General features: G+C 43.3%; 8 protein-coding genes. 7 read left to right on the forward strand and 1 reads right to left on the reverse strand.

Annotated features, from left to right (window positions below; translation table 11 throughout):
- The first annotated feature begins 81 nt into the window (after window positions 1–81).
- From C0J08_RS07785 to rnk, 7 genes are all read left to right on the forward strand, one after another.
- Window positions 82–2,502: a zinc/cadmium/mercury/lead-transporting ATPase gene (locus C0J08_RS07785; protein ID WP_212655533.1), complete on the forward strand. Its 2,421-nt coding sequence runs from the start codon at window positions 82–84 to the stop codon at window positions 2,500–2,502.
- Window positions 2,503–2,853: 351 nt separating this feature from the next.
- A complete protein-coding gene (gene fucP / locus C0J08_RS07790) occupies window positions 2,854–4,158 on the forward strand; it encodes an L-fucose:H+ symporter permease (RefSeq protein WP_212655536.1) in 1,305 nt (434 codons plus the stop codon).
- Between the two features lie 156 nt (window positions 4,159–4,314).
- Window positions 4,315–5,214, forward strand: coding sequence for a helix-turn-helix transcriptional regulator (locus C0J08_RS07795; RefSeq protein WP_212655539.1), 900 nt, complete (start codon window positions 4,315–4,317; stop codon window positions 5,212–5,214).
- A 128-nt stretch (window positions 5,215–5,342) separates the two neighbouring features.
- Window positions 5,343–6,689, forward strand: a complete 1,347-nt coding sequence (locus tag C0J08_RS07800; RefSeq protein WP_212655542.1) for an MFS transporter — start codon at window positions 5,343–5,345, stop codon at window positions 6,687–6,689.
- A gap of 19 nt (window positions 6,690–6,708) precedes the next feature.
- Window positions 6,709–8,370: a glycoside hydrolase family 3 protein gene (locus C0J08_RS07805; RefSeq protein WP_212655545.1), complete on the forward strand. Its 1,662-nt coding sequence runs from the start codon at window positions 6,709–6,711 to the stop codon at window positions 8,368–8,370.
- A 30-nt stretch (window positions 8,371–8,400) separates the two neighbouring features.
- The gene (locus tag C0J08_RS22725; protein ID WP_283247155.1) at window positions 8,401–8,535 is read left to right on the forward strand and encodes a hypothetical protein; all 135 of its coding nucleotides are present in this window, start codon (window positions 8,401–8,403) and stop codon (window positions 8,533–8,535) included.
- Between the two features lie 122 nt (window positions 8,536–8,657).
- Window positions 8,658–9,071 (forward strand): nucleoside diphosphate kinase regulator, encoded by a 414-nt coding sequence (rnk, locus tag C0J08_RS07810; protein WP_212655548.1) that lies wholly within the window; start codon window positions 8,658–8,660, stop codon window positions 9,069–9,071.
- 74 nt (window positions 9,072–9,145) lie between these two features.
- Here rnk and C0J08_RS07815 read toward each other — a convergent pair whose 3' ends face one another.
- On the reverse strand, window positions 9,146–13,156 hold the full coding sequence (locus tag C0J08_RS07815; protein ID WP_212655551.1) for a non-ribosomal peptide synthetase: 4,011 nt from the start codon (window positions 13,154–13,156) through the stop codon (window positions 9,146–9,148).
- Window positions 13,157–13,191 lie beyond the last annotated feature (35 nt).

Below are 13,191 nucleotides of genomic sequence, written 5' to 3' on the forward strand. Positions count from 1 at the left end.
ATAAATGTACTTCATTTGCTTGACCTTGGAGTATACTCCAAGGTCTACACTCCTGTTATAGACTCATAACAGGAGAGATTTATGCATCACTCATCAGGTAAACATAAAGAAAACTGCCAATCTCATTCTTCATGTCAGTGTCACCCTTCTAGTCAATCTCAAGCTCATGTTCATCAAGCTCATTATCATCAAGAGACATGCGGATCTTGTTGTTCGACGGCAAGCGACGTTTCCTCTTGCTGTGTAAGCGATGATAGCGGGAAAAAAGAAAGCCAGTGCTGTTCTTCTGATGACGAAGACGACGCCAGTTGCGGCACATTCGCTGATTCCAGTGACTATGCCTATATAGGGCAAGAAACAGGTAAGCAGAATTATAGTTGGCGAGTTAGCGGAATGGATTGCGCCAGTTGTGCGCGTTCCATTGAGAAGGCGGTTACTTCTGTTGAAGGTGTATTAAGTGTCAATGTGGTTTTCTCTACTGAAAAACTTCGAGTGTCGGCGAATGCTGATGTGTCTGACAAAATTCAAAACGCTGTAAAAGGCATTGGCTTTGACTTAGTTTCTTTTGATGCCAGTGCTTCCAAGCAGCAGAGCCAAAAGCCTACCCACTCTGAACAACAAACGGCTTCATGGTTTTCTCGCCAGCAATTAACGGAATACGGTCCGATTGTTGGATTGGCCTTCTTGATGTTATTAAGCTGGGGAATAACGCAATTTAATCCTGTCTTTGGTGAAGCGGCTTTTATTGTGACTACCTTTATTGGTTTAGTACCCATCATGAAAAAGTCATGGCGCATGATGCGCAGTGGTTCACCTTTTGCCATTGAAACTCTAATGAGCGTCGCAGCGATTGGCGCATTATTTATCGGTGCCACCGCAGAAGCCGCCATGGTGTTGCTGCTGTTTATGATTGGTGAGTGCCTAGAGTCTTATGCGGCGAATCGCGCGCGCAAGGGCGTCAGCGCCTTGATGGCCTTGCTGCCAGAAGAAGCCTTGATTATCAAAGACGGAGTACGCCAAAAAATCGCTATTGCGGATTTACGCCCAGGGGATGAGATTGAAGTGTCACCGGGTGAACGCTTGCCTGCGGATGCGGAACTCTTGTCTGAAATGGCAAGTTTTGATGAAAGCGCTTTGACTGGGGAATCTGTTCCTGTTGAACGTTCATCTGGTGAAAAAGTTCCCGCTGGCAGCTTGCTGGCCGATAGAGTGGTGAGGTTAAAAGTTGTATCCCAGCCTGGTAAGAACGCCATAGATCGAATTTTGCAGCTTATTGAAGAGGCGGAAGAGCGCCGAGCCCCCCTTGAGCGCTTCTTAGATACATTCAGTCGCATCTACACGCCTGTGATTATGCTGATTTCTGTCTTGGTGATCTTGATTCCACCCTTGGCTTTCGCTCAACCTTGGGATACCTGGATTTATCGCGGCTTGGCTTTGTTATTGATTGGTTGTCCTTGTGCTTTGGTGATTTCAACGCCTGCGGCGATTACTTCTGGTCTAGCGGCGGCCACTCGTCGAGGCACTTTGATTAAGGGCGGATTGGCGTTAGAGCAACTAGGCCGAATCAAAACCATTGCGCTTGATAAAACTGGCACGCTCACCGAAGGCAAACCAAGCGTGACAGATGTGGTGTCTTTTAATAATGCAAATGTGCATCACGTATTGGCGGCGGCTGCGTCGGTTGAAATGGGTTCCCATCATCCATTGGCGAAGGCTATTGTGGATTACACCGAGCAACAAGGCGTTGCTCTCGTTCATGCCGATAATCGCAAGACCGTGGCGGGTGTGGGGGTAGAAGGAAATTTTGCCGGTAAGAAAATCAGCATAAGCGCACCCAGTAAATTAGCGCGAACGTTAGACGATAGTATTCAGCAGCAAGTCATTCATCTTGAAGAAGAAGGTAAAACGGTCGTTGTGGTACTGCAAGACGGCGAGTCGATCGGTCTGATTTCATTACGAGATAGATTACGTGACGATGCTAAAGTAGCGTTGAAAAACCTCGCCGATTTGGGCATTAATGGTGTGATGCTAACGGGGGATAATGCCCGAGCTGCGGCAGCGATTGCTGCAGAACTGAACATAGATTTCCGCGCGAGCTTGTTACCAGAGGATAAGGTGATTGCGGTCACACAATTGAATCAGCAGCAAGCCACGGCCATGGTCGGTGATGGCATTAATGATGCGCCAGCAATGAAAGCCTCCACTATTGGCATTGCTATGGGAAGCGGCACGGATGTGGCTTTAGAAACGGCCGATGCGGCGTTAACTCATAATCGCTTGCAGGGCTTGGCCGAGATGATTCGTTTGTCTCGTGCGACCAATGCCAATATTCGCCAAAATATCACCTTGGCGTTAGGGTTAAAGGCGGTCTTTTTGGTCACTACGTTACTGGGTATAACTGGGTTGTGGTTGGCCGTATTAGCGGACTCTGGCGCAACCGCATTGGTCACTGCAAACGCGTTGCGATTACTGCGGAAAAATACACTTAACAAGAATGATTAGTACGAGTTAGGGAGGTTTTAGAGAAAGTGAAAATGAACTTTGAGTCATGAATATTTCATTTATGTTAATGAAATGGGTAAAAAAAAGTTAATCCAATTGCAAAGCGCTAAGTTTTATTTTGCAAGCACATTTTTATGGGAAGTTGATGGTAGGATCTCGCACCTTGTGTTTGATGTTGGTCGTAAAAAGGGCATTTTTTGAGTGGTTATAGATCCATCAAAATAATGTCCCAAGCTGCGGTTAGCCTATATCAATGTCTGATGGTGTTGAGGTGTTTTTAGTCTGTCTTTTGGGGATAGATATGAAACACGTCTTATCATCCAACTATAAATAATAGATGTTGTTTGCTTTATGAAAAATCAAAATACAGCTCCTGAAAATTCCCTTTCGGCTCCGTTCGTTTACCCGAACATGAAAGTCGCATTTATTCTATTGATTACTTGCTTCGCGGCATGGGGCGTCGCTGCCAACATGACTGACCCATTGGTAAAGGTCTTTAGCAAAATTTTTACCATGAGTACACTTGAATCGGCTTTAGTACAGTTCGCTTATTACGGTGCGTATTTCTGTTTGGCGATTCCAGCGGCATTTATCAATGCGCGTTACTCATACAAGGCCGGTGTTTTGACTGGTTTGGGCTTGGCGATCTTAGGGGCTCTGGCCTTTTATCCAGCCAGTGTTTCTATGACTTATGGCTTCTTTTTGGCTGCTTTATTTATTCTAGCGGCGGGCTTGTCTATCTTAGAAACTTCGGCAAACCCATTTGTGATGACAATGGGACCAGAAGGCAGCGCAGCGCGTCGTTTAAATTTGGCTCAAGCTTTTAACCCAGTAGGCACTAATATCGGTGTTTTTCTGGCTGCGACATTGATTCTTCCTAATCTAAACACGGCCACGGCAGAAGAAAGAGCAACGATGGCGCCAGAAGCCTTGCTGAGTATTCGTGCTGATGAGTTAAACAGTGTGATGACGCCTTATGTCGGTATGGCGTTTGTGCTGATGATTATCTGGGTATTGATCTACTTTATGCGTGTGCCTAAATCGGCTAACAAGGTCAATGTTGATGAAGTACAGACTATTGATTTTGTTGCCACGTTAGGTCGATTGATGGCTCGAAAACAGTACCGTTGGGGCGTCGTTGCGCAGTTTTTTAATGTGGCGGCACAAACCTGCACTTGGACTTTTACTATTCAATATGTTCAAGCAACACTGGGTGGTACGGAGGCAAGCGCTTCCGATTACCTACAGTATAGTTTGATCATTTTCTTAATCTCGCGTTTTGTGATGACTTGGTTAATGGGCTTCTTCCGTCCGGCTGTATTGCTAAGTATTTTGGCTTTATTAGGAACCACTTTGTGCTTGTATGCCGTAATGGTGCCTGATGTAACGGGTGTTTGGGCCATCGTGTCTATTTCTGCGTGTTTGTCTTTGATGTTCCCAACCATATACAGCATCGCATTGGATGGACTGGGAAGTGATACGAAATTTGGCTCTGCGGGTTTGGTTATGGCCATCTTAGGTGGTGCGGTGATGCCGCTGGTGCAAGGTGCTACCATTGATGAATACGGCGCGATTTTTTCTTACGTCGTGCCAGCCGCTTGCTTTTTGGTGGTGGCTGGTTTCGGCATGTTCTCGGTGAAAAACACCAGCGTTTAACTTCTACAAGAGTCGAACATCAAAGAGCCTCGCGAAATGCGGGGCTTTTTTATCTGTGACATTGTGAACTTACTTCTTTAAGATTCGGTTCTTTAAAATAAGCTTTAGAATGGCTTATTTCGAATTAGGGTGAATCAATAGGGATGTAAGCTTGTTATGTACTTGTCTAATCGATCTGAAATATTGGAAGAGGAAACCAGTATATTTGCTCATTGCGTCACTCAATGTGAATTGCATCACCATGATGCTCATGAGTGTTTATGGGTAGTGAAAGGTCGTATTCGTGTTCAAGTAATGGATGAAATACTGCTATTACAAGAAGGCGACGTTTTGTTTATTGATAAAGCATTGCCTCACGCAACTCAATCCACCGAAGAGGATAATTTAGTGTTGTGTTTGCAGCACAATTTTGCGGGGGTGACTTTGGATACTCGTCCTATGAAAGCGTGGAGTTTGGTGCAAAAAAATATGTTGCCAACGATTAAACGACTGATAGCGCACTTATGGTGGGAACAGCATTACAAGGGCGATCATTGGCAACAAGCTCAATCCTGTTTACTTGGCCAGCTTGGCTTGTTGTTTGCCCGCTACTTTCCTTCAACTAATACGATTAAAGCTGACTCTCTTGAATCCACTCTATTGATGAATGATTTGCTGCGTCAGATTACATCGCGTTATCAAGAACATATTTCTTTATCCTTGCTTGCTGAAGAGCGGGGATTATCAGAAGCGTATTTGAGTCGTTATTTTAAGGCTAAAGTAGGTGAGACTTTTTTGCGTTATCTGACACATTATCGGTTAGAAAAAAGCTTGTCAGATTTGGCTCAGAAACCCAAAAAAGCGATATCGGACATTGCGTTGGAGCATGGTTTTCCTTCCGTGAAAGCCTTTAATTCAGCCTTTCGCCGTGAATACGATTGTACGCCAACGGAGTTTCGACTTAAGCGTGGGACGGTGAATTTAGTCAGTATTGGTCAAGCTTACGCGGGGGTTGATCTGGTTATTTTAAAAAAGAAAATCATGCCTTGGCTAGATAAGCAATTTTTGTATCTCTAGAAGATTATTGTTTAAGTGTATTTTATATAGGTCAAAAAAAGGCTAATAATTAGATCAAAAATCGGATAGCTCCAAGCAGATTAATTCCCATAATGAAGCCCAACAATAAATAAAAATAAGGTTACATTATGAAGAAGTTGTCGTTTTTCGATAAGGTTAGTTATGGCTTTGGTGACTTAGCTAGCAATGTGGTGTTTACTGCGGTGGGCACCTATCTGATGTTTTTCTATACCGATGTATTTGGGATTTCTGCTGCACTGGTTGGGACATTATTCTTTGTTACACGAATGTGGGATGCCATTTCAGATCCTCTAATGGGGATGATAGGCGATAGAACTCAATCTCGATTTGGTAAATTTCGTCCCTATTTACTCTATGTTCCTATTCCCCTTGCTATTGTCGCTACACTTACTTTTACCACGCCTGATTTAGATGAATCGGGAAAAATCATTTGGGCATTTGTGACCTATATTTTGCTGATGACACTGTACACTGCCATCAACATTCCATACTCCTCTTTACCTGCGACCATATCGGATAGTCCTGTTGAGCGTGGTCAGATGGCATCATTTCGAATGGTTTTAGCCTTTACTGGGGCATTACTGGTAAATGCGAGTACCTTGCCGCTTGTTGAATTCTTTGGTGATGGTAATAAACAGCAAGGCTTTCAATACACCATGATGTTGCTCAGTGTCATTATGGTCGTGACGTTTTGGCTATGTTTTTCCCGTGTCAAAGAACGTGTCCCAATGATAAAACAGCGTTCCTCTTTGAAAGACGATTTTGCGGTGGTTATAAAAAATCGTGCTTGGTGGGTGACGATTTTAATGGGTATTCCATTGTTTACCTTTACTATTATGCCGTTTGCTGTAGGTATGTATTATTTTACTTATATCGTAGGTGATACCAGTAAAGCTGGAATGTTCTTTACTATGGCTAGTCTAGGAATGATCGCAGGCTCGGCGTTGATGTCTCAGTTAGTGAAGAGCTATTCAAAAAGGAGTTTGGTAATTACGGGTGCCTTGTTGAGTATGTGTTGTATTAGCAATCTGTATTGGGTAGACCCATCTAATATGTTTGTGATCTACGCCATTATCTTTTTTAACCAGCTGTCTAAAGGTATTGCCGCTTCTTCCCTATGGGGGCTGGTGGCTGATACTGCAGATTATGTTGAGTGGAAATCTGGTCGACGAGTGGTTGGGTTATCGACGAGTTCTGCCACTTTTTCTCATAAATTTGGTATGGGCTTAAGTGGTGCTTTGGTTGGTATCGGATTAAGTGTTGCGGGTTATCAAGCGGGCGTTGAGCAAACGGCTGAGTCTGTTCAAATGATTTTACTTTTCATGAGTTTGATTCCTGCTTTTGGTGCTGGTTGTGTTGCATTTATCGCTTATTTTTATCCGATTACGCAAGAAATCGAAGAGACTATGCAGGCTGAATTACGCGTGGCTCGTGAGGCGAATCAAGTTAATTAAAGAATACAGAGATTTTAATATGAATGAATCATTTCGTAAGGCGCCATTTTTTCTAGGTGATGATGAACTGGCATGGGTAAATGAAACCTATTTAGGGTTATCGTTAGAACAAAAAGTAGGGCAGCTGTTTAATCTTATTGTTAGGGCAAATTCTGAGGAGGAATTGTCTCTTATTAAGACGATTCAACCTGGGGCTGTGACGAAGTTTGTCGGACAAGACCTTACAACAGAAGTTAAGACGATGAATCAACTTCGCCATCATTCTGTCATTCCTCTTTTAGTGAGTGGTGACCTTGAGGGAGGCGGTATGAGCTTTCCTTTTGGTGCCCAAGTGCCAAATCAGCTCGGCCTTGCGGGTTTAAAAGATGAAGAAGCGGTAGAGTACTGCACTCAAGTTATTGCTCAAGAAGCGAAGTTGCTTGGCATAAATTGGTCATTTACCCCAGTTATCGATATTAATGCTAAATTTCGCAGCGCAGTGGTTGGGACACGATCCTACGGCAGTGATCTTGATATCATCGAGACTATGAGTCGCTCGAATATTTCTACTTTCCAAAAAAATGGCATTGCGGCAACAGCCAAGCATTGGCCGGGAGAGGGTTTTGATGATAGAGATCAGCATTTAGTTACGACGGTTAATCCACTCACTATGCCTGAATGGGAAGAGCATTATGGACGACTTTACCGTGGTGCGATTGATAATAATGTGATGGCAATTATGTCAGCCCACATTGCTTTACCTGAATATGTAAAGCAGCACGACACCAACCCTGAAGAGTGGTGGCGTCCTGCCAGTGTAAGCAAATTACTGAATGAACAGTTACTACGTGAGGAACTAGGGTTTAATGGCTTAATTGTATCGGACGCTACTGTTATGGCCGGTGTGAGTAGCTGGGCGAAGCGTGAAGAGGTGGTTGCGCAAACCATAGAAAATGGTTGTGACATGCTACTGTTTTGCAAAGATCCGGTGGAAGATTATGCCTATTTGCTCAAGGCGGTACGTGAGGGGCGTGTATCTGAGGCGCGCTTGGAGCAAGCCGTGTTGCGTATTTTAGCGATGAAAGCGGCCTTGGGTTTGTATAAAAAACAAGATGAGATTAGTGTCAGTAAATTTAATGATCTGTTGGCTTCAGATTACGCGGATCATATTGCCGAATTGAATCGTCGAACCGTTCATTTAGTGAAAAATCGTGATGAGATTTTACCAATTAGTGTAGAACAACATCCACGAATATTGATTATTTCTACTGGCATTCGGCATGTATTCATGCCCGAACCTACGCCATTAAGTGTGGCTAATATGCTAAAAGAAGAAGGCTTTGAGGTAACTGAGTTCCAAGCAGGGATGGCCCTAGAGGTGGGTAACTATGATTTGTTGCTCTATCTAAATGCCGATGAATCTATGTTGGTGAAGTCACATATTTATATCGATTGGATGGCATTGCATGATGGTTTTGGAAATGCCATGTATCGTCCTTGGGTGGATATACCAACAGTGATGGTGTCTTTCGGTCACCCATATCTTTTGTATGATGCTCCAAAAGTGCCTGTTTACATCAACGCCTATAGTCCATTATTAGAGGTTCAGAAGGCTGTGGTGGATGGATTGCTAGGGCGATTGGAATTTAATAGTGATGCTGCTATTGACCCTTTCTGTGGATTAGAGCAACTCCGCTACTGATTTTCTTTTGCTCAATAAAAAGGAGCCTGTATGAATCATGCAGGCTCTTTTTGTTTGCTGACTTTGTCTTCTGACTCGACTATGATGTTCCATTGTGGTGCAAAGGCCACCTCTCGAAAAGGAACGAGTGTGTTATATAACAAGGAAGGTTTTTTGCCAGCATAAAATTACCCTTCCGCCATACTTTTACACACCCATAAAATTTCTGAATAAAGTCGCAGGTAACAAGTTTATTTGCGGCTTTTTTCTATTTTAAGCAACGAGTTAGATAAAAAGAAAGGTAGATTATGATGCTAAGACCGTCCATAACCATTTCATCATTAGACGCCGTGAGGCTTGAGAAAATACTGGATTCGTTAAGTTATTCTCAATTCCCAAACAAGGATGATTTGCAGGAGGAGATTAATCGCGCCGACATTGTTGAGCCACGAGAGATGCCGGATAATATTGTGACAATGAATTCGTCAGTGACATTCAAAGTGGCATCATCGGGCAAAGAGTTTTCCAAAACCTTGGTGTACCCTAAAAATGCTAATGGTGCAGAAGATGTTGTATCTGTTTTGGCGCCAGTTGGTAGTGCCTTACTTGGTCTTAAAGAAGGTGATCAAATAGATTGGCCAAAACCAAACGGCGATGTACTTTCGGTGACCATTGTTAAGGTAGATTATCAGCCTGAGCGTGCTGGTGAATTTCAGTTATAGAAATATTATCCATTACTCGCTTTGTTAATAAAAAAATAACCCCAATTGCTTGGGGTTATTTTTTGTGGCGTGCATTAATGTGCTTTGCTTTGTTCTGCTTCTATCTCTTGTTGAAGGCGCTCTTTGATAATTGGTGCAATAGCGTTAAGAGGTTCAGAGTCCAGCATATCTTGATGTCGACAGGGAATGCTGTGGGTTTCGATTTTGCCTGTAATTCTTGAGGCCCAAGCATTGGATTGATGTTCCAAAATATTGCCCATTGAACCGTTAACGCTTTCTTCAGCAATAAAAAATAATAAATCTGTATCAACTTTGCCTGGTTTAAAGCGCCCTGCAAGCGCTAAGTTATTTTCGATAATAGTTTGCACTCTATCCATGATATCCGCTTGGCTTTTCTGAATATCTTGGACCACAGACATAGAAGAGTCATCGTAGTCTCGCCATAGTAACGAGGCTAATTCTTCTTTGTTAATAGGCAGTTTTTCCAGTGTGCTGAGGTCGTAGCCAAGGAAAAGTAGGGCGGAGCGCACAATATCCGCTTCATTAGTGGGTTGTTCGAAACCAAGTTTGTATGGGTAGCTGTCTAGCATACATAAAAACGAAATTTCCTCATTTTGCGACTGTAATTTTTCAGCGATAGCATGAGCCACTAGTCCACCGAATGACCAGCCTAATAGACGATATGGTCCTTCAGGTTGAACTCGTTTTATCTGCGATAAATATTCTTCGGCCATTTCTTCTATGGATTCAGGTAGTCGTGCCGCATGACGTAATCCTGTTGCTTGTAGGCCATATACTGGAGTGGACTTTGGCAGGTGGCGTAATAACCCAGCATAGCCCCAAGATAACCCTAATGCTGGATGAATACAGAATAATGGAGGCTCCGAACCACTGGATTTAATTGGCAGCATGCTAATTAAAGGGTCCCAATCTTCACTTTTGCTTAGGTAATCAGAAAGGTCAGCAATAGTGGATGCTTTAAATAAAACACCCAATGGCACTTCAATTGATAAGTTTTTCTGGATGTGATTCAAAATCCGTGTTGCCGAGATTGAGTCACCACCAATTTCAAAAAAGTTATCACGTATACCTACGAGGGTAAGACCTAGCGTTTCTGCCCATAAGCTTGTGAGCATTTCTTCTAGCTTATTCCTTGGTGGCTCATAAGTATTGGAAGCCTGCCACGTAGGCATAGGTAAGGCTTTACGATCGACTTTTCCATTTGGTGTTAATGGCATCTCATCCAGCAGCATAAAGTGAGCTGGCACCATATAGTCAGGTAAGACATTGATTAGCTGACGACGAAGCTCGCTGGTATCTAGATTACTATCAACAGGTATGACATAAGCAACGAGTTGTTTGTCTTCATTTGGAGAGGTTTGCGCCACAACGATGGCTTGCACCACTTCACGACAAGCTAATAATGCAGACTCTATGTCACCGATCTCAATGCGGAAGCCGCGAATTTTAATTTGATGGTCGTCACGCCCTTGGTATTCCAATAAACCGTCAGGTCGCCAGCGGGCTTTGTCACCAGTAATGTACAGCCGGCTGCCTTCCTTACCATATGGGTTAGGAATAAAACGCTCATTAGTTAAGTCTGGACGTTTATAATAACCTAATGCTAAACCGTCACCAGCAATGTATAAATCGCCTGTTACGCCAACAGGAACGGGTTCCATTGCATGGTCTAAAACATAGAGCTGGGTATTCAGTAGAGGTCTTCCTATTGGCGGGTTACGCAAATCGGTAGGTTTAACCAGAGGCATAATGCTAGACCAAATGGTGGTTTCTGTTGGGCCGTAAAGGTTCACAACTGGGTGTCCTAGATTAGACATAGTTTGAGCCAGTTGACCGGGTAGTGCCTCGCCCCCAACAAGTGGTCGAATCCCTTTTAACTCATTGCTGTAGGTTGGTAAGAGTGCTTGCCAAAGGGATGGTGTCGCCTGAAGTAAAGTAACGCCTTCTTTTACGGCTAACTCTGTTAATGCTTGAGGATCGCGAACGGTTTTTCTATCCGCAATAACAACGCAAGCACCAACAGTAATAGGCAAAAATAGTTCTAAGATGGAGATATCGAAAGAAATCGTAGTCACTGCCAAGAACTTATCTTTATTTGAAAGGTTAAGTTCTTTTTGCATGGAATATAAGAAATTCATCAAGGCATTATGAGGTATTTCTACGCCTTTAGGTCGCCCTGTTGAGCCAGATGTGTAGATGACATAAGCAGGGCTTCTTGCCTCAATGAGAACGCCACAAGGGGAGCTAACACTTTTATCTAAGGATATGTCCGAATGTTGATCATCAATCAGTAGGATCTTTGTATCGACTGCGGGAAGCTGGCTAACCGCACCGTGACAGCTAAGGATAAGCTTTGGATTAGCGTCTTCAACTATGCTACGAAGGCGCTCTTCTGGAAAGTCCGGATCCAGTGGTAAATAGGCTGCTCCCGCTTTCAGCGTGCCCAGTAAAGCCACTAGCATGTCGGCATTTCGAGTGAGTGCAATGGCGATTAAATCCCCAGGTGTTACTTGTTCATTTATTAGTTTATTTGCCCAAGCATTAGAAAGCGCATTTAGCTCGAAATAACTTAAAGAACTGTCCTCTGAAGAGACAGCGATGGCATGAGGTGTGTTCACGGCCTGTGCTTTAAATGCTTCAATCACTGACTGTTGCGGAATGAGGCAAGCCGTATCATTCCAAGTGTGTAGGATTTTATGGCGTTCACTAGGGCTTAACAAAGTGGCTTTGCTGATAGGGTTGCTTGGTGTGATGATCATTTCATCTACTAAGCGTTCGAATTGCATTAGATGCTTTTCAATTTCTTGCTCTGTGTAGCGTGTCGGGTTGGCATCAAACTCGACTTTCAAACCATTGTTGTCATGTCTGTCGAAAATGAAGACTGTGAGGTCTTCGATCAGTGCATTACTCAAGTTATGAAGAGTAGTTGAGCAATCACCGAATGTTAAGTCGTAATCAAAAGGCTCTATATTGATGCCCAATGACGCAATTTGTTGTCCGGCAGACATTAAACCAAGCTCACGTTTAAGGTCTTCATAACGATATTGTTGATGACGTAGTGCTTTAAGAACCGTTTTAGAAACTTGTTTTATCAATTCATTCAGAGAGATTTCAGTTGATAAACTTAAGCGAATAGGTACAGCATTGGCCATCATGCTTGGTGTGCTGCGTTGTGAGCGTTGAGTTCTTGCTGTGACCGGCATAGCAAAAACTAAATCGTCTGCACCTGTCATACGATAAAAGTAGGCGGCAACCAAAGCGATTAAGGTTTGCGGTAGGCTTGCGTTTACTTCTTGGCCGATGGCGGAGAGTTTATCCGTTAAGTCTTGAGATAATTTTAGAGCCTTACGTAACTGCTGCTGATTCTGCGTTAGGTCGATTCTTTGAGATAGGGAAGTGGTTTCGGGTAAGTTAATTAGGTTTCCTAACCAATACTGACGATCTTTTTTATAGCGATTAGACGATTTATATTCTTGCTCGCCTTCTACAAGGGAAGCGACGGAGCCAAATGGGTTCGGTCCTGCGTCTTCATTATTTAGGAGCGCATTGTATATTTCTGCAAGCCTGAGGGTAAGTAAGTTTCCGCTAAAGCCATCGAGGACAACATGATGGCAGCGGTGATACCAATAGTAATGATCTTCGTCGATTTTCAATAAAGCACTGCGCCATAATTTATCATCAGGTTTATTGAGGGGCTGCATCATGTCCCCAGTCATCCATTTGATGGCGGTTTGATGAGGAGTGGCATCCAAACTCAAATCTAATAGAGAGAAATAGTCTTCGTCTGATGTGTGGATGACTTGAATTATGTCATCGTTTTCTTCAAGGATTCGGCTACGAATGCAGTCTGCTTCATTAATTAATTGCTTGATTGCGGAAGTAAAGTGAACAACATCAATGCTTCCTCTCATTTCAATGTATTCTGCAATGTTAAAAGCCGTGTCTTTTGGCGCTAATTTTTGCGAGATCCATTGTCCGCGTTGCGCGGTGGTAAGGGGTAATGCAAATGATTGCTGTGAAAGAGGCTCTTTTAAACCATAAGAGTTTATATGACTTATAATCATTTGTTTGCTCCCTGCAAGAATGTCATCCATTTGAA

The sequence above is a fragment of the Marinomonas sp. CT5 genome (assembly GCF_018336975.1).
In the GTDB taxonomy this organism is placed as follows: domain Bacteria; phylum Pseudomonadota; class Gammaproteobacteria; order Pseudomonadales; family Marinomonadaceae; genus Marinomonas.